The organism is Dorea longicatena (assembly GCF_024168045.1).
In the GTDB taxonomy this organism is placed as follows: domain Bacteria; phylum Bacillota; class Clostridia; order Lachnospirales; family Lachnospiraceae; genus Dorea_A.
Genome location: NZ_CP100126.1, coordinates 302933 through 321104, shown reverse-complemented (window position 1 = coordinate 321104; position 18172 = coordinate 302933). Strand labels below are relative to the sequence as shown.

24 protein-coding genes and 1 pseudogene are annotated in these 18172 nt (G+C 44.8%); 12 read left to right on the top strand and 13 right to left on the bottom strand.

Annotated elements, in window-relative coordinates:
* Positions 1-111: 111 nt before the first annotated feature.
* The 11 genes and pseudogenes from NKF87_RS14460 to NKF87_RS01550 form a co-directional block, all read right to left on the bottom strand.
* A pseudogene (locus NKF87_RS14460) lies at positions 112-243 on the bottom strand (hypothetical protein); the annotation flags it as partial.
* 605 nt (positions 244-848) lie between these two features.
* On the bottom strand, positions 849-1181 hold the full coding sequence (locus NKF87_RS01595) for a DUF5301 domain-containing protein (protein WP_005333498.1): 333 nt from the start codon (positions 1179-1181) through the stop codon (positions 849-851).
* Complete coding sequence (locus NKF87_RS01590; RefSeq protein WP_005333496.1) at positions 1138-1974, bottom strand: EcsC family protein; 837 nt, start codon at positions 1972-1974, stop codon at positions 1138-1140. The genes NKF87_RS01595 and NKF87_RS01590 overlap by 44 nt, the downstream gene beginning before the upstream one ends.
* A gap of 1 nt (position 1975) precedes the next feature.
* Positions 1976-2335, bottom strand: coding sequence for a YccF domain-containing protein (locus NKF87_RS01585; protein ID WP_005333494.1), 360 nt, complete (start codon positions 2333-2335; stop codon positions 1976-1978).
* Positions 2336-2338: 3 nt separating this feature from the next.
* A complete protein-coding gene (locus tag NKF87_RS01580) occupies positions 2339-2773 on the bottom strand; it encodes a hypothetical protein (protein ID WP_005333491.1) in 435 nt (144 codons plus the stop codon).
* Between the two features lie 229 nt (positions 2774-3002).
* Positions 3003-3335, bottom strand: coding sequence for a hypothetical protein (locus NKF87_RS01575; RefSeq protein ID WP_005333489.1), 333 nt, complete (start codon positions 3333-3335; stop codon positions 3003-3005).
* Positions 3336-3338: 3 nt separating this feature from the next.
* On the bottom strand, positions 3339-3629 hold the full coding sequence (locus tag NKF87_RS01570; RefSeq protein ID WP_022415108.1) for a hypothetical protein: 291 nt from the start codon (positions 3627-3629) through the stop codon (positions 3339-3341).
* Positions 3630-3750: 121 nt separating this feature from the next.
* Positions 3751-4647, bottom strand: a complete 897-nt coding sequence (locus NKF87_RS01565) for a sensor histidine kinase (protein WP_005333486.1) — start codon at positions 4645-4647, stop codon at positions 3751-3753.
* Entirely contained in the window at positions 4648-5499 is an 852-nt protein-coding gene (locus NKF87_RS01560) for an ABC transporter permease (protein ID WP_253583830.1), read from the bottom strand.
* Positions 5492-6418 carry an ABC transporter ATP-binding protein gene (locus NKF87_RS01555; protein ID WP_117980468.1) on the bottom strand — a complete coding sequence of 309 codons (927 nt, stop codon included), beginning with the start codon at positions 6416-6418 and terminating at the stop codon, positions 5492-5494. Before NKF87_RS01555 ends, NKF87_RS01560 begins: the two co-directional genes overlap by 8 nt.
* Positions 6419-6495: 77 nt before the next feature.
* Complete coding sequence (locus NKF87_RS01550) at positions 6496-7194, bottom strand: response regulator transcription factor (RefSeq protein WP_119246877.1); 699 nt, start codon at positions 7192-7194, stop codon at positions 6496-6498.
* A 325-nt stretch (positions 7195-7519) separates the two neighbouring features.
* Here NKF87_RS01550 and NKF87_RS01545 point away from each other — a divergent pair, with 325 nt between their 5' ends.
* The 12 genes from NKF87_RS01545 to NKF87_RS01490 all read left to right on the top strand — a co-directional run bounded on the left by NKF87_RS01545 (position 7520) and on the right by NKF87_RS01490 (position 16799).
* Positions 7520-8221, top strand: a complete 702-nt coding sequence (locus NKF87_RS01545; protein ID WP_117980470.1) for a single-stranded DNA-binding protein — start codon at positions 7520-7522, stop codon at positions 8219-8221.
* A gap of 141 nt (positions 8222-8362) precedes the next feature.
* A complete protein-coding gene (locus tag NKF87_RS01540) occupies positions 8363-9139 on the top strand; it encodes a hypothetical protein (RefSeq protein ID WP_201836390.1) in 777 nt (258 codons plus the stop codon).
* A gap of 16 nt (positions 9140-9155) precedes the next feature.
* A complete protein-coding gene (locus NKF87_RS01535; RefSeq protein WP_119246875.1) occupies positions 9156-10967 on the top strand; it encodes an AAA family ATPase in 1812 nt (603 codons plus the stop codon).
* 9 nt (positions 10968-10976) lie between these two features.
* Entirely contained in the window at positions 10977-11243 is a 267-nt protein-coding gene (locus tag NKF87_RS01530) for a helix-turn-helix domain-containing protein (RefSeq protein ID WP_119246874.1), read from the top strand.
* Positions 11240-13357, top strand: a complete 2118-nt coding sequence (locus NKF87_RS01525) for a vWA domain-containing protein (protein WP_195601517.1) — start codon at positions 11240-11242, stop codon at positions 13355-13357. Before NKF87_RS01530 ends, NKF87_RS01525 begins: the two co-directional genes overlap by 4 nt.
* A 16-nt stretch (positions 13358-13373) precedes the next feature.
* The gene (locus NKF87_RS01520; RefSeq protein WP_109215038.1) at positions 13374-14060 is read left to right on the top strand and encodes a hypothetical protein; all 687 of its coding nucleotides are present in this window, start codon (positions 13374-13376) and stop codon (positions 14058-14060) included.
* Between the two features lie 62 nt (positions 14061-14122).
* Positions 14123-14641 (top strand): AbrB/MazE/SpoVT family DNA-binding domain-containing protein, encoded by a 519-nt coding sequence (locus tag NKF87_RS01515; RefSeq protein ID WP_109215039.1) that lies wholly within the window; start codon positions 14123-14125, stop codon positions 14639-14641.
* Between the two features lie 19 nt (positions 14642-14660).
* Positions 14661-14909 carry a hypothetical protein gene (locus tag NKF87_RS01510; protein WP_109215040.1) on the top strand — a complete coding sequence of 83 codons (249 nt, stop codon included), beginning with the start codon at positions 14661-14663 and terminating at the stop codon, positions 14907-14909.
* A gap of 5 nt (positions 14910-14914) precedes the next feature.
* Positions 14915-15493: a hypothetical protein gene (locus tag NKF87_RS01505; protein ID WP_109215045.1), complete on the top strand. Its 579-nt coding sequence runs from the start codon at positions 14915-14917 to the stop codon at positions 15491-15493.
* A complete protein-coding gene (locus NKF87_RS01500) occupies positions 15474-15851 on the top strand; it encodes a hypothetical protein (RefSeq protein WP_119246873.1) in 378 nt (125 codons plus the stop codon). Before NKF87_RS01505 ends, NKF87_RS01500 begins: the two co-directional genes overlap by 20 nt.
* Positions 15851-16459 (top strand): hypothetical protein, encoded by a 609-nt coding sequence (locus tag NKF87_RS01495; protein WP_005333458.1) that lies wholly within the window; start codon positions 15851-15853, stop codon positions 16457-16459. Before NKF87_RS01500 ends, NKF87_RS01495 begins: the two co-directional genes overlap by 1 nt.
* 55 nt (positions 16460-16514) lie before the next feature.
* A complete protein-coding gene (locus NKF87_RS01490; RefSeq protein WP_005333456.1) occupies positions 16515-16799 on the top strand; it encodes a hypothetical protein in 285 nt (94 codons plus the stop codon).
* A 32-nt stretch (positions 16800-16831) separates the two neighbouring features.
* Here the strand turns inward: NKF87_RS01490 and NKF87_RS01485 are convergent, their stop codons facing one another.
* Both NKF87_RS01485 and NKF87_RS01480 read right to left on the bottom strand, forming a co-directional pair.
* Positions 16832-17233, bottom strand: coding sequence for a winged helix-turn-helix domain-containing protein (locus NKF87_RS01485; protein ID WP_005333454.1), 402 nt, complete (start codon positions 17231-17233; stop codon positions 16832-16834).
* A 62-nt stretch (positions 17234-17295) separates the two neighbouring features.
* Positions 17296-18168 carry an ABC transporter ATP-binding protein gene (locus NKF87_RS01480; protein ID WP_005333452.1) on the bottom strand — a complete coding sequence of 291 codons (873 nt, stop codon included), beginning with the start codon at positions 18166-18168 and terminating at the stop codon, positions 17296-17298.
* Between the last annotated feature and the right edge of the window lie 4 nt (positions 18169-18172).

Genomic DNA, 18172 nt, shown 5'->3' with positions numbered 1-18172 from the left:
ATGCAAACACAAACATCATATGAAAAACTATTCACTAATCTTGAGCTGCTCTATATTTTTTACTCCTCTAGTTCAATATTTATCGATACATCCTGTGTATCTTCATTGCAACTAACAAATGGTAAATGAATATCTGATGTCTTCTTCCGCACTGATATGATATTCGTCTTCCACATCACTTTGCCAGCTGTCGATACCTCCGACTCCTCTGACTGCTCCGTATACGCATAAAACTGTTCTTCTTCTGAAAACATTCCTTTTTCTGCTCCGGTTGCCTCCATGCTGTAAGCTCCTCTGTGGTACTCTTTCCTTTCCAAACAAATCCCAAAAAAGATTTTTGGGATTCGTTCGTTAAAAATTTCTTGTTCTATTTTAGTATACACCTACAAATGAGATTATCTGTCACTGGACGTAAGCTGCACGAAACGGGAACAGACACTCTTCGGGAAAAACCAGCAATATTGGTTTGCCAGTGATAACGGAAAGGAATACGCCTTCTCACTGGAAAAGAATATCAAACTCCTAGAGGGACATCGGTATCGGCTGTACTTCCGGAAACCACAGCAGGGAACAGGGCAATCGATGCCATGTGCCGGAGATATTCTCGGATATGAAGAACTCACCGATCAACTGCCGGAACTTCCGGATACATCCGTTTAGATAGAAAATGAGCCGCCCGTACTGCATCACCCCTACAGTTCTGGCGGCTCATTTTATTATAAATAACCTCTCTTATTTCTATCAAACAATAGTGTTTGTATCCGCTTCAATGCCATGAGCATTTGCTCCGGGAATGTCTTAGTTAAACTTGAAAGAATTAGATTTTCATTCTCATTACACAAATATTATTAGATAACCAATTCAGAAATATCAATGCTCGTTTTATAGTTTTGTTTTACTCCGCCAGGAGAAGTAATAAAAATCGTAGCATATTCCCCATTTTCATAAAGGGTAATTTCTTTTATATCTTTTTCTTCATCTTGGTTCGTAGTATCGCAATAAAATTTTATGGTATATTTAGGGTTCATACCTATGCTTTTTTCTGTCTCTTTCCATGATTTTATATTTAAAGCAGAAATAACCTTGTCTATATTATGCTTATCATCATACTTTACCAGCAATTCCTTATTTGCGGCATCATATATCTCTATAACTTTTACACCTTTTACATAATTGTCCATTCTCTGCCTTTTTCCGCCCCGCCAGATACCTGTGCCGGTATTTCAGCTCTGCATACTCTGTGATCCGTTTCATGTAGACTGCATCATAAGCTCCGCCTACAGCACCAACCACCGGAATTCCCTGTAAGAACTTCATATACAGAAGCTCTTTTGACAAAGCTCCCGCCGTTTGTTCGATCTGCTCCTTATCCTGATACTCTTCCGGCAGTATTCCGTTTCTGATAAATTCATTTACTTTCCCGTCAATCTCACAAAGTGTATCCCCATAGGATACTGCTCCCCGGATCAATAATAAGATAAAATATTTTTCTTCCCTGCTTTCATAGCTGTATCCATACTGCAGAGCAGTCTCATAAATATTCTTTAAAATCATCCCTGTAAATACCGGAATATCCGGCAGACCGATTCCCAATACGCCCATCCCGATTCCAGACACACCGGATAGCAGTAAATTCTTTGTTCCCGTATCTCTTGCCTTTTTAGAAAAAGAGCGGAGGGATTTGGAATTCTGCTTTACATCCGCCATATACTGCCGCACCTGATAATCCTGCTCCAGTTTTGTCCGCTGATACGTCTTTTCAATAACCCCGGTTCCTTTCTCGAAAATCAGAGCAAATGCCTTCGCAAAAGCGGTATCCAATGTTTTCTGAAGTTTCGGCGGTATCTTTTCCTCCAGTTTCTGATTCAGAATGCTCTCCCTTTTCTCTGAACGCTTCTGAAGGAATCTCTGCTCCTGTACTTCCAGCTTTTCCCACTCCTTCTGAAGCGGTGTCCTTTTATCAAATAATCGCATCTTAATACACCTCCGCACCAAACGGCATCAATGCCAGTTTCGCCAGTTTAAACTGCTGTAAACCAAACGGGATTCCGATAATCGTCACACATAAAGCTGTACCCAACGCCAGATGCTCCAGTGCAAGAGGCAGACCGGATACAATCAGCCAGATGATATTCAAAAGGAACGAACCAGCTCCGCCACCATACTGCACCTCTTTTCCAAAGGGGAAAAAACTAAGCGCCGCAAATTTAAAACACTGCATCCCCACCGGAATCCCCACAACGGTAATACACCAGAGACAACCTGCCAGACACCAGCTCAGCCCACTGACTGCGCCGCCAAACACAAACCACAACACATTTCCCAGGCATCCCATATGCTACACCTCCCCATTCATCCGATTTTTCACATCAGCAAGTATCTTTTCTATCCGGTTGATGGCATCATCCACCTGTTCTCTTGCATCTGCAATCTTGCTCTGCACCATATAATCTGCCACCAGCCCGTCCAGAAAGAAATCCGCAAAGGAAAGGAAGCTGCCGATTTCCATGCGCAGATCCAAGGAAACCTGCACATCTCTTAATTCTCTCTGAAAACGCTGAATATCGCTTTTCGCCTGTTCCATCAACGCAGCTGCGTCATTCATTTTAGAATGCTTCACAAAGTCACTGATAAAGCCTCCTCCAAGCATATCAAAAATGCCCCAGTTTCTCGCACTTCCCAACTTATCCCTTGCTGCGTAAAGGCTCTGAAGCGCCCGCTCCCCTGCCTGTACTGCTTCCTGCATTTCCCGTTTCATCATTTCGTTACTCATCGTTTATCCTCTCTTTCTTTTTAGCAGACTATTGCGGCAGATTTTCTATATTTCATAATAAAAAAAGACTCCTATCATGACCTCTGCCACAATAAAAGTCTTGCTATCTCATTTGCTACGGGTATCTCTCGATACCGGTTGTCGGTTACAAAACCACCTCTTTCAAGGCGTTCAGCTACTCCCTTTTTTGCTTGAGATGAATATAACATATTGGAAATAATTTGTCAAATCATGCATTTTTCTTTTCCAACCGTTCCGCTTCTCTGGCAAATACATGCGAGATATCAAACAGTTCCGGTACATCTGATATGGTACACACATTCACACAATAATTGAGCCATGGAAATTCTTTTGTCATCTGATAAATAACTGCCATGGCTTTTGCTTCTGACATTGCTTCCACCGAATGATATCCCGATCCCTGAATATGCTCAAATCCGTTTGCTTCAAAAAAGTCCCTTACATCCGCATATGCATTATGCCAGTCACCTTTCGGATAATATTCCTTTAGTGCTTGTGTATTCAGGTCAAAATTGATGCCTTTCCTCTGTAAGCTGTCCATCTGTTAGTTCCTTATAAAGTCTGTAATCAGGTTCTCCTTTTCTGTTCCGTTATACCAGAAACACTCTAACAAATTCTCTGCAATTCCTACGGAGTTTTTCAACTGAAAGATTGCTGCCCAGAATCTTCCATAGTCCTGCTTGCGTCCCCGGTCAAGATAAATCCTGCTTCCAAGGGCTTTGACTGCACAGCTTAAATCCTCCTGCTCAAAAATCTGATCTGCCTGTTCACACATCTGATTTACCGTTTCCGGAGCGAGCTTGCTTGTATCAAATTTAAGTTCTACTTTATACATTATACTCATCCTTTCATACAACAAATGACTGAGTGACTCTTCTCTTTCTACTGTAATTCTACCATGAAACCTATATAAAGTCATTCCCCATTTTCACTTGCTTTAATATAAATTTTTCCTTTTATTTTGGAAACACAATCTCCACACAGAACTCATTCCCTTCTATCCGGGCGCTGATTTTCCCATCCATACGAAGTACCAGCTCTTTCGCAATTGATAAGCCGAGACCGCTGGAAGTCTTACTGCGTGCTTCATCCGCTTTATAAAACCGTTCAAACACCTGATCTACATTTATTTTTTCCACATGACATACTTGATTTTTTATCTGTATCCGGATGTTGTTTTCAACTTCTTCCAGTGAAATACTGATTTTCTTCTCCCCGTGATCCAGTCCGTTTTTTATGATATTCTGAAAAATTCTCTGGATTCCCTGTTCATTTCCGTTCATAAACAGCAGTTTATCTGTAATCTGTATCTCCGGTTCAATTCCTCTGCCCGTCCATTCATCGTAGTAGGAAAATATGGTATCTTTCAAAATCTTGTTGATACAGCAGGATGACATTTCCAGATGAAAAGAATCGTTTTTAAGTTTTGTAAAAGTAAATAATTCTTCCAGCATTTCTTTCAGGCTGCCGATTCTCTCCTGTATGATCTTCATATACCGTCTCTGCTCTTCCTGGTCTTCACAGGTTTCCATTAACTGAAAATATCCGTCAAGGGATGTCAAAGGAGTACGGATATCATGTGAGAGATTTGTATATGTATCCGAAATCATCTCCTCTTTCTTCAAGTATTCCTTCTTTTCCCTTCGCTTCAGTTCCAGCCATTCGTTTAAAACATCTGCCAACTCACCAATGCCTCCAAAATCCATTTCTCTGGTAATCAGCATGTTGCTGTCGTGCTTCATCAGAAACGACAACTGGCGGCAGATGTCTTTCACCTGCCGCTGGTATTTCCAAAATAACATTCCTTGTACCAGTATCACTGCTATCAATAGCACGAACCCTAGTTTTATCATTTAGATATCTCTCTTTCTGAATACCCATGCTGTCAGTAATGTAACCACGATTCCGAACGCCGCCGCAATCACAACTGCCGTCAGGCATTCCTTATTGGTCGGTGACATGGATAAAAGTGCAATCTTTCCTGTCACTGTATATTTCAAAATCTGGAAATTCTCCACACCTGCCTTCTGGATCAAATGATTGATCACTCCGTATAAGACAATCATGGTATTCATGCACAGGCAGATAACAATCGTCATGCTGAACACGTTGCTGTTCAAAACCACCGCAATCGCCATACTGATTAGTACCAGTGCATAATGAAGCAAAATCTGAATACCAAAGTATCTCAGCAACTCGCTTCCATTCCCCCACTCCAGATATCCGAAATACATCTGCTGTGCAATAATCTGAAGGATAAAATAAATCAGCATGGTAACAGTCGTATACACAAACAACACTGTAGCTTTGGAAAAGATCAGGTTTCTCCGGCTCCTTACCTGTCCGCCGATATTTTTTATATAACCGCTTCCTATATCCGCACTGGAAAACAGCACTGTAAAAATCACCAGAAACAACGCCACAAACTTCGCCTGCAGGTTTGCATAAACCTGATCAAAGACCGTTACTTTTTCTCCCGGCTGTGTCGGCAGGAATACGGACATTCCCATATTGATGGTTTCCGGTTCCACTGTTTCTGCAATACTTTCTGTCTGCTGTTGTTCCGCTTCCTTGTTCATCGTATCAATATCCAGTTTCGACATGGATGTGGAGAAGAATATAGCTGCCGCCATCACAATCCATACCACATACATACTTTTTGTCCGGACCATCCGGTACAGATCCATTTTTATCATATTAAGCATTTTGATTCCCTCCTGTCAGATTCAAGAAATAGGTTTCCAGTTCTTCACTGGTAATGGAAATTCCATTGACCAAAATTCCTTCTTTTGCCAGCTCCATATTGACATTGGCGCTTTCATTCAATCGTTCAAATATATGGATATGGCTCTTATCTGTAACCTGATAGTTGGTAAATCCCATTCTGTCCAGAATCGGAACCGCCTGCTCCGGATGGACTAACTCTATTTCAATCCGTTCACTGCAGCGTTTCATCAGTTCTTCGCTTGTCAGCTCCTGCAGAAGACTTCCATTATGGATAATTCCATAATCTGTTGCAATCTTAGATAATTCCTCTAAAATATGACTGGATATCAAAATCGTCATATTCCGTTCATCGCGCAGTCTCTGTATGGTGTCACGCACCTCTGCAATTCCCTGGGGATCAAGCCCATTGATTGGTTCATCAAGAACCAGGAGATCCGGCTCCCCGACCAGTGCCAGCCCGATTCCGAGACGCTGCTTCATTCCAAGGGAAAAATGTTTCGTTTTTTTCTTTCCGACACCTTCCAGCCCGACCGTCTCTAAGATATCTTCGATGTATCCCTTTTTCCGAATACCAAACAATTCACATTTTATTTTCAGGTTTGTATATGCATTCATGTTACCATACAACCCCGGTGCTTCAATCAGACACCCCACACGAGAACGAATCCTCTCCAGTTCTTTTCCTTTACACCCGAACATCTCAATCTCTCCGGCTGTCGGTCTTGCAAGTCCACTGATCATCTTCAGGCAGGTCGTCTTTCCCGCACCGTTTCGTCCGATAAATCCATAGATAGCACCTTTTTTTATGTGAAGATTTACTTTATCCACTGCCTTATGATGACCATACTGCTTTGTTAATCCATTTGTACTTAATAACAATTCACTCAATGCTTTCATCTCCTTTTCTTATCTGCTGTTATCATATCGGATAAATCCTAATCAAACGCAAATAAATAGTAAAAAAAGAGTAAAGATTAAGAATGCAGACGGTAGCCGATTCCCCATACGGTATCAATATATTCCTCCTGCGTTACTGCTTTTATCTTTTTCCGGATATTGCTGATATGTACATCCAGTGTCTTTGTCTCTCCCATATAATGTTCATCCCACGCATATTCAAAAATTTCTTCTTTGCTGAAGACCTGTTTCGGATGCTCCAGTAAAAGCTCCAGAATTGCAAATTCCTGCTTTGTAATTTTAGGAAGCAGCACTCCGGCAATCCGGACTTCAAAACGCTCACGGTCCAGTTCCAGGTTTTTATATGACACGCTTTTATGTTCCGGCTCCTGCTGCTTGTGACGGAGCTGAACCTGAATCCGGGCAAGCACCTCCTGTATCTCAAACGGTTTTGTAATATAATCATCTGCCCCACTGGTAAGAAGCCCGATTTTTTCATCCAATCCGTCTTTGGCTGTCAGGACAATAACCGGCGTATTGCCCTGTTTCCGGATCTGGGCAAGCACCTCTTCTCCCGAAATTCCCGGAAGCATCAGATCCAATAGAATCAAAGAAAAGCCCGCCTTATCCATCTGGAACAGCATCCTCGCTTCCGTCCCGGAAAAAGCTTGTACCGTCTCATATCCTGCTTTCTGTAATGCCGTATATAAAAGATTATTGATATCCGTATCGTCTTCTACAATCAGAATTCTGTTTTTCTGCTCCATTTTTCTCATCCTTCCATTTTCCGATTTAAACAATATTATATTGCACTTTTATAACTATGTCCAAGATTCTTTTGATATTATCCTTTTGCCTCGTCCACATATACTATATATAGTTTTAATTATTTTGACATACGCTATATATTGTGGTAATATAATCTTGTATTTAAGTTTTTGTGCTATCCCGTCATGGGAGTCTGGACCATTTCTCCAGAAGCACATGCAGTTTAAGTTTGGAAAATCGTGTCATTATACTGCCGTTTTATACGGTGCTATAATGGCACTTTTTTTATTTTAATCTATTTTAACGCCCGAAGAGGCAGAAAGGAGAATTTTTATGTCAGCAATTTTAACAATTTTAGGGAGGCCCACAAAAGATCCTGAGATGCAGCAAGGGAAAAATTCCGGTACGGAATATGTTTCTCTGGACATTGCAGTTTCACAGCGAGGCCAGGATGGAAAGGAAGAAACCATTTACTATCAGTGCTATTTTAACAAGTTCCTTGCAGAACGCTTAGCAAAAGCAGGCGTAAAGAAAGGAACCGGGCTGATGATCTATGGTGATCTGGAACTTCATCCGTTCATTTATCAGAAAGGAAAGAATGCGGGGCAGGCAAATGCCGGTCCGAGGATCAATGTCAAGGACTGGCACTTTGTACCATCCAACCGTTCTGACAGCAATACCGGACATCCGGGTGCAAACCAGAACAGCCAGCCGAATGGTGGTGCGGCAACGCCCGGTGCAGCCGGCAATGGCAGCTACCCAATGCATGGAAATCCCAATGGCAGCTACCAGAATCAGGCAATGCCTGGCGGCTATCCACAGCAGGGAATGGCTCCAGCTAACGGTGCCTACGCGTCTCCTGCAAATGGCGGACAGTATCAGGCTCCTCCAAACAGAACCGGTCAGCCACAGAGTAGCTACCCGCCGCAGGGCAGTTATACCGGAATGCCAAATTACGGAGGTATGCCGGGCAGTCAGCCAACTGACGGCTTTCAAAATGTGCCGGAACAGATGGCTTCCCAGTTGCCCTATTAACTCTCAAGGAACCCTATGTTGAGGAATTGCATTTATCATCTTTGTGATGATGTAGTTCCTCTTTTTCATGTCCGGAAGCAGTGATTTTCCATCCAGCTTCCGGACTCGTCTAAGAATCACGAATCAGAAAGGAATCATCCCATGAAAAAATCAAATCGAAAAAAATTCTTACAGTTTGTCGTGCTTGTACTGTTTCTTGCAGCTCTTTTCGTACCACAGGATGCCAACCGGCTTCTGATTGCAGGCATTGCCCTGATCGGTATCGGAGTCACGCTGTTCAGTTATCTTCTCCCGCTTTTCACGGAACGCCTGAAAAGCAGGGAGCATAAGCCCCGAAAACGCCCAGAAAGAACTCGTCATCTGGAAGGAACACCTGATCTGGAAACCATTCTCTGGAGACAGATCAAATTCCAGATTACCGGAAAGCTCAAGGAAGCCTTCCCGGATGCCACATGGGATTTTGTGAAAGAACCACCGCTCTTCCGGATACTGGATGGGGAACCATTACGGATTCGCACCCGGAATACCGGTAGCTATAATTTTGCGGAAATTCTCATGGATGCCCGTGGCAGTCTGATGCTTCAGATGATGACCATTGAATCCTTACATAAAAAGGAACCGTCAGAAGGAAATCCGGATGGCAGACCAGCCGTTAATCCTAAATCATGGTATTCCCTGATTGGGAAACCGATACTGATGGAATTGGTCGGTGACTTACAGGCAAGAGGCTATGAAAAGCTGTTTATCAACGAGCAGGGAGATGTCTATATTCTAAACGGCACTGAACCGGAAGTCCGGGGAAAGCTGGAACATTTCCCGCCCAAAGATTACTGGAGCGAATTGACGGAAATTTTTACCGAAGATGAATTGACCACAGAAGAGACAGAGCAGGCACTGGAACTGTCCTGGATCTCATAAGAAGGAGGAACGAATCATGGCAAATAACATCGTAGCAACCTGGGGGTTCAAACGCAAACTCCCGGAACCATTTGAGGATTATACGGACCATGCAATCTTTGATGACATTGCATCCAAATACTGTACACAGCCACGGAAAAAATCCACGCTTCATGCAGCTACCCTGCGGGCAGTCCTTGCTTATCTGGAGCTGGAAAACCCGGTTGGCAGTACCCCGCCAGAAAAGCTTGGGGCGGTCGGTACCCAATCCAACAATTTTGTTGTGGCGGAATATCCGAGCAAAACCGGTGATCTTCAGGTGGTTGTCTACAACCAACTAAACGGAAAGTTTTACGGAGGCTGCTATACTCCTCCGCCGGATGTGGAAAGCACACCGGAAAAATACGAATTTAAAGACTCCAAACAGTCCGGTGCGGCTCTGCTGTTCGCACTGATGCCGGTTTTTCTGGCAGATGAAGAGTGTAATGAAAAGTATCAGGAATTAAAAGCGCACCGGGACAACGGTTATCCCGATCTGGACGCCGCTGCGGAAACAGCAGCCGTTCTCTGCGACAACATTTACCGGAGAACCCGCTATGCATCAGGTCTCCCGACCGGTGGTGTTAAGATTGACCTTCCGGCAAACGGCGTATTGTCGCTGATCAAACCGTTAAATATCCAGAAGGGGGTCTATGCACCAACCGAAGTGCTCCATGGAGACTTTCAGGTGTTACGTCCAGGAAGTGGATTTAAGAAAGCACAAGCAGCCATTTCCAGAGATGATTTTGTTGGGAAATTTATCCTGACCGCATCTCGAAGGCTGTCTCCGGAAGAGGAACTATCTGTTCCGCCATTGGCAGAGTGGTACATCATCCCTCCGGAAATCAAACGGATCTGCGAACACGCAAAGCTGACAACGGATACCACACAGCCGATGCGGAATTTTCTTTTACGTGGACCGGCAGGTACCGGAAAAACCGAAGGAGCCAAAGCCATTGCTTCCGCACTTCACCTTCCTTACCGCTGCATTACCTGTTCCGCAAATACAGAGGTATTCGACCTTTTAGGTCAGATTCTTCCGGATGTGGACGGAAAACGCACCCGGCTTCAGCGGCAGTACCCGTCTTTTCAGGAAATCCAGTTAGATCCTTCCGGTGCCTATCAGAAGCTGACCGGAAACTATGATGAAGAGATTTCTGCCGAAGACACCTACCAGAAGCTGATCGATACGATTTTTGATGAAATGCACAGCTATTATAAGGAACACACCTCCGGACAGAATTTCCAGTATGTTGATACGCCTCTGGTCGAAGCCATCCGCTATGGATACATTTTGGAAATCCAGGAACCCACTGTCATTGCAAATCCCGGCGTACTGGTTGGACTCAACTCCCTTTTAGACCGCTGTAACAGCGTATATCTTCCAAACGGAGAAACCATTCACCGTCATCCGGATACGACCATCGTAATCACCACAAACAATGACTATGCAGGCTGTAAACAGATGAACCAGTCTGTCATTTCCCGAATGAACCTTGTGATTGATCTGGATGAGCCGGATGAGGATACACAGGTAGAACGTGCCATGGCTGTTACCGGATGCAAGGATGCAAAAACGGTACGTCTGATGACACGCATTGTCAAATCCATGGCTGTCTACTGCCGGGAAAACCTCATTACAGATGGCTGCTGCGGCATGAGGGAGCTGATCTCCTGGGTGCAGTCCTACATGGTCTGCGGGGATATCCGGGAAGCGGCCCGTTACACGGTGCTTGCCTCTGCCTCTGCCGATGCTGAGAACCGTACGGAAGTGGAAGAAAGCTGTCTGGATACTGTGCTTGCTGCGTAGGACACGCTTATGAAAAAAGCAGCACTCACAGAAGCCCAGATCCGAAAGCATCTGGCAGATAATCTGTCTTATCTCCGGCAAGCCAAAACACCGAAGTTATCACAAAAGGCAGTTGCCAGAATCTTAAATCTTCCCCCGAAAACCATTATGAATTATGAAAATGCAAAATCCTCCCCGATGGCTTATGCTGTCCTGCGCCTTGCTGTGTATTACGGCTGCACGATGGAGGAACTGCTGACAAAAAATCTAAGAAAAGAAAGGAAGAATATCACGTGAATCACAGCCAAAGAAATTTAAAGAAACTAATCCGGGCAAAAGAGGATTCCATTGCGGATGAGGAGTTATTCCTCTCCGCTGCCTATCAGAAGTACCAGACCTCCCTTGCCAGAGCCGTCACCGGACGTTACCGGTATGGACTGCAGGTACTGCTGGACTGGGACATTTCCGAACAGGCAGGCGTTGCATATACCGACAACTATAAGGTGCATCTCAACGCAGCGAACCCGATCACCCAGTCTTTCCCCACCCGTTTCTTACGTTCCCAGAGCCTGACCGGGCTCACCGGGCATGAAGTGGGGCACTTACTCTATTCTGATTTCACAGCCCACGCTGTTCATCTGAGGAGTCTGGAAAACGGTTCCTTCTATCCGAAGGAGCCGGAGCTATCCCTTCCCGCTTATCAGACAGCACTGGATGAGATCAAAGAAGTGTTAGAAGAAAAGGACAAAGCCGGATGCCTGACACTGGCACGATGTGCCGGAACTTTCCAAAACATTCTGGAAGACATCCATATTGAAGACCGTATGTGTGAGGAGTTCCACGGCACCTTCCGACAGGGGATTGAACTCAATAACCTGCGTATGTCCGAACAAATTCCTTCCATACAGGAACAAATTGACAAAGAATACCAACCATTTTCCATCATTGCCAACCTGATCCTTTCTTATTGCCGGACCGGAAACATCAACAATCCCACCGGCTATCAGGGGGATTATCTGGATACCATTTCCGATTGTACCGATCTTCTGGATACGGCAATGGAATCGGAAAAAGGCACTGACCGGATGCTGGCTTCCAATGCACTCTTAGCCCTAACCTGGAACTATATCCAGCCGCTCATCGAAAAGACACGGGAGGAATTGGAAATGCATGGCGAGGATTCCGCTGCCGATGCTCTGGAAGATCTTCTGGGGGATGAAGTCAGCAGCGGCGCTCCTCTTCCGACCGGGAAAAGCGGTGCCATTCCAAAGAATATCAAACCAGCTTCCCAAAAAGGAACTGGGAATGATGAGGGCAATGCTCCTTCCGGCCCACGTGCTAAAGAGGATGCCATAGAGGAAGCCAAACAGGTGCTTTCGGAAGAAGGCGGGCGCATTACTCTTACAAAGACCAATACCATTCTGGATGAAAACAACCCCGGCGTCACTTATGCCAGTCAGTATCAGGGCAGCGGCTATGAACATGCTGCAGAGGATCTGTTCCGGATTTTAAACGATGTGGCTGCCGAAAAGGTGCAGGAAGACTGTCAGACGGAATTGACCGAGGAACTGCAGAAAACAGCCAATGACATTCATTACGGTAATGCCCATGCAGGCATCCATGTTACCATCCATCGCCTGACCAGTGTTTCCGATTACCTGAAGAATGAATACCAGACAGTTGCTCCCCCGCTCCTGCGCGCTTCCAAAAAGCTGCAAAGCACCATCCTACCGCTTTTGAAAGAAGAACAGCAGGGCGGAAAGCAAAAGAATCTCCTATTTGGAAAACGTCTGGACTCCCATGCTCTCTATAAGACAGACGGAACCATCTTTACCAGAACCAGACTTCCGGGAGAGGAAAAACGTCTGGCTGTTGCCCTCCTGATTGACGAGAGTGGTTCGATGGGTTGGGGGGACCGGATGACACACGCAAGAAAGACTGCCATTGTCCTTTATGATTTCTGTAAAAGCCTCGGTATCCCTATCACCATTTACGGACATTCCACGGATGCAGGCGGCGTTGCTCTTTACTCCTATGCAGAATTTGATTCTGTGGACAATGAGGACTGTTACCGGCTGATGGATATGTGCGACCGCAACGGGAACCGGGATGGCGCAGCTCTCCGCTTCGTAGCAGAGCATTTGTGCACACGCCCGGAGCTTCAGAAGCTGCTGATCCTGATTTCTGACGGTCAGCCAGCCGATTACGGCTACAGCGGGACGGAAGCAGAGGCAGATCTGCGGGGCATCAAGAAAGAATACGAAAAACGGGATGTCATCCTGTTTGCGGCTGCCATTGGTGACGATAAGGAAAATATCCGCCGGATTTACAAGGACGGATTCCTGGATATCACGAAACTGGAAGAGCTTCCAAAGAATATGGCACAGCTTGTCAAACAGCATCTCAAATAAAGGAAGGTGAACACTCATGAATGAAACTTATCAAAACCGGATTACCGACCAGATCTGCAAGATCCAGAATGACCGGGCACTCATTGCCTTTTATGACCGGCTCCGCTACGCACCACTCGGCAGCTATGCACAGCTACATGCCAAAGGGGAATATCAGGAAAACGGGCATAAAGTACATTCTTTAATCTGCGTCACCATTCAGGATTATTCCAACGGTACCGGAGACCGGAACATCATCACCCGTTTCAACCTGGCACCGGAACAGATTCAGTTCCTCTTAACCCGGATTACTTCCGGTTTTCAGGAATTTGAATGGAGCCAGAGCAAGATCTACGGCAATCCCGATCAGAACGGTTATTCCACAGCCCAGATGTTTTATATCTCCAGACATCCCTATGATTCCAAAGGGCAGCCTATGAAAAGCCCCTGGAAAATCCAGATTGTAAATGGGAAAGGCATCAAAGCACAGACTAAGAACGGTGGTTCCTACATGCAGCCACGCAGCTTCCAGTCCGAAAAGACAACAGCCATCCAGCTTACCGACATGGATCTGTTCACGCTTCTGAAGCGGACGGATTCCTATATTTCCAACTGGGAAACGGTGATTGCTGCATCACTGATCAATAACGGGAAACGGATGCTGGCAGACCAGCAGAACAGTCAAATGCAACAGACAGCACAGGCTCCGCCTTACGCTGCCTAAATTTTCAGAAGAGAAGCGGTACTTTGCTGCTTCTCCTCTTTTTAAGAAAGGAGACTTTAGTTATGAATATTGCACTCATCCGGACTATGGACTCTCAGGGGCGTATTGTCATCCCTGCAGAAATCCGGAAACAAATGAAGCTCTCAGACGGAGATGCACTGGAACTGGAAAATGTGGGCATGGAGCTGCTTTTACGCAAATGCCCTGCCTACTTAAACGGAAAAGAGGAAATGTCTTCCTATCTTTCCGTCCTCTACAGTGTCATCCACTGTGGTATCGCAATTTGCAGTGAGAATCACATCCTCGTATCTGCGGGCATCTATCTTCCGGAAGGCACTCCCGTTACAGAAGAACTCGCCGAATTGGTTGTGGGCGGCCAGGAACATATCTTTGCTGAGAACTGCCCTGTCTACCCGGTATCCAACGCCCGTCAGCCGGTTTGTGCTTTTTTCCCGATTTTAAGGGAATGCAAAGAACCGCTGGCACTTCTTCTCTGTTCCAGAACCGGACAGCACTTATCCGAGATGGAATTGGGATGCGCCAAACTGGTCGCTGCCGTAATTGCAAACAAAATTAAGTAAGGAAAGGAGCGTGAAATCAATGAAGAATACAAATATAACCTTACACACCACCCAAAAGAAAGAATATGTCCTCACCGGAATCCTGTCCCTGCCCCTCCATCTGGGAGAACGGGCGTGGATCTATAGTTATAACCAGACCTTTGTTACCAGTCCGGTGCAGAGTATTCTGGAAGTATCCGAAAACGGTGTGGTATTTGAGACCTGCAACAGTATTTACCGTCTCAGCTACACCCGTGTTCCGATGGAGATGGAGGCGATGTGTGCTTGACAAGAATGGAAGAACTGGAGAGCTGCCTTTCGGGGCTCCTCTCCACCTTAAAGAAGAACCGGGAACATGTGCCTCTGGAAGTGCTGAAGACACAGTATAAGCAGCCGTATGAAGAACTGGTCAGAAACATCAACCTGACCGCTTCTGCCTATGCAAAATCTGTGCTGCTCCACCGGCTGGTCCTGAATCCGGATGCAGATGTGGATGAACAATGTACCGTCATCAACCAGATGATACAAACTTCCGGGATGCTGAAGAAAATCAGCTCCTGCATGTCCAAAACCTATGATGTAGGACAAATGTATCCTCTGATACTGGAACTACGCCATATGGTCGAACAGGCACTCTGGCCCTATGTGAATCAGGCAACCTGCCTGGTCGCAGATCTGGATGATATAGAAAAAGAACCGATTCTTTATAACCTTTTGACACATGAAGTTTATGAAAATGACACCTGGATTCACCGGGAGATCGACCTGCGCTGGAAATTGCTGGTGCATCTTACTCCCGAACAAAGAGAATCCGTACCACCAGCCAATTGTAATATGAATGGAGGAATTTACCATGAAAGAACAATCATCTAATCCTTGCGAAAAAGTCTCATTTATTTTGACCTATGACCAGCTTGAAGCTGCTTATAACATCTACCGGGAACAATTTATTTCCTGCGACTTCATCCGCCGCTCCATGGAACGTCTGGAGGAAAGAATCGGACTCTGCAACCTTCCATATGAAACGCTGCGTGATGATCCAAGCCTTCTTCATGAAGCATACCTGCAGTTTCTCCGACTGGAAGACTGCAATGTGGCTTATAACGACACGCTGGAGCAGGTAATTGATGCAATCGAACAATGGCTTGCCTCTGGCACCTTATCCCCTGTAAACCTTACGGTTTCCAACCAGAATATGGGTGAAACTTTTGGAACGGAGGTGGATGTATAATGGCAAATATCTGCTGTGATGATGTGATCTTTTATACAGAAGGAAATCCGGAAGGACTATATGACTTGTGGGAGGACCTGGAAACCTACATCATTCTGAACCAGAATCCTGATTTATGCTGGATTGGCAATTTATTTTCCCACAAGAAAATAGATTCCACCGGAATATCTCTTCGTGGAAATGTCAGCTACATGGAATGGAATGATACGTATATTCTACTTTCTTTAGAGACAGCATGGACTCCACTTTATGAAGCATATCAGGCGATAGCCGCTGCATATCATGTTCCCTTTGTGATGCAAAGCATAGAACCTGGAGAACGAATTTATTATAACACGGATGAAGCACACCTATTTTTCCCTGACCGATATTGTGTCCGCTTATATGAAGAAAGCCTATTGACTCCATGTGGCTTAATAATCGGAGAAAAGCTGGAAGACGGTGAACCATTTGAAACGGAAACAGACGTATTAGAACGATTCAGAGATTGCGGATATCCAGCAGCTACACTAAAAGAGTTGGAGCTCATGTTCGATGCGGATGAACTTATTATTTTTGAATTTACAAATCCATATTTGGATCTGGAGCAGAAAAATGCTTGTGCATGAAACTTCTCCCCTCCACACCAAAGACGATTATCATCAGATTTAAAGGAGGAACACCATGACTGATTTGGAACTGGATGTCTGGGATGCATGGCTCAGGGAACGTCAGGAACATCTGGAAGAAACCCTGTCCAATATCTCACCATCGGAAGAACCCTGCAGATATTACCTGCTAACCGGATATATTCAGGGAATGCTAGAAGCTCTTACCATGCTTACGACTGTTGAGGATGGGAAACGCTTCAAGATCAAACTGGAGCAATTTCGCCAGAATCTGCTCCTCTCTGGAGATTACGATGCTACCGGTAACTATAAACAGGCAGTGAAGAAAACTGCTGTTTAAATACTTCGAGCCGCCCAATCGGACGGCTCTTTTTATGCCCGAAAACGGTAGCCTACACCACGTATCGTTTCTATGTAGTGCGGTTCTTCCGGATTTTCTTCTATTTTCTTTCTCAGATTCTTGACTAACCCATAGACACGGTTATCCACTTCTGACTCCACATCCTCATAAATATGCTGGTAAATCTGTTCTTTTGTAAATACCCGATTGGGGGATAAGGCCAGATAAAAAAGCAGGTCATATTCATGTCTGGTAAGTTCCACAACCTTACCATCTTTGATTACGCTCCGCTGAAGCTGGTCTATTTCCAAACCTTGGAATGTCAACTTTTCAGAATTTGTAATCTCCATAACTTCTAACGTACTTTCGCAGGCTAGAACTGATTTAATTTTATTCAGGATTCCCTCTTCGGAATCAGAAATGGTAAGAATCATCACTTTCCCATAACATCACCTGCTTTTCTTAGCATTTAGCTTTCACTCCTCATTAACAATGTTTATCGATTGGTTACATAGATATATGCATCTTCCAAAGTTACGTCACAAGCTATACATCCACTTTCTGACGGCATATTCTCCCCTAACAGTCTTAATCTAATTCCTTCCTCCGTATACTGCTTACTGGAAATATGATATTTTCTTTCTAATTCTCTTGCAAGGCTTTCGTCCTCTGTACAGCATTCCCATACATGCCCTCTTGCCTTATTCAATAATTCCCTCATTGTTCCTGTATAAAGGAATCTACCTTTTTTCATAACCGCAAGCTGATTACAGGTTGCCATCAGATCCTCCACCACATGCGTTGAAAATAATACGGTGCGTTCTTCTGCAAAATCTACCAGTAAATTACGGATACGGATGCGTTCCTCCGGATCGAGCCCTGTTGTTGGTTCATCCACAATTAAAAAATCCGGCTCATGGAGTAATGCCTGCACTAATCCAACTCTTCGCTTCATTCCACCTGAAAGCTGCCGCATTTTCTTTTTCTGATGGTCTGCAAGACTGGTCTTCTCCAGATAGTAATCAATCCTTTTCTTGCTTTCTCTTTTCTCAATTCCAGCCAGATCTCCCATATACTCCAGACATTCTCGAACAGTCAAAGACGGATACAGATCAATTTCCTGTGGCAGATACCCAATCTTTTTCTGTATCTTTTCGTAATTTGCTTCGCAATATAGCGTACCATCTAACAGAACTTTTCCACTTGTGGGTGCAAGCACCGTTGTAAGCACCCGCATCAACGTTGTTTTTCCTGCACCATTTTCACCTAACAGACCAAATATCCCATGTGGGATTTCCAGATCCACATGATCTACCGCTGTCACTCCATTTTTAAATGTTACTGTTAAATCGTCTATTCTTATACTCATAATC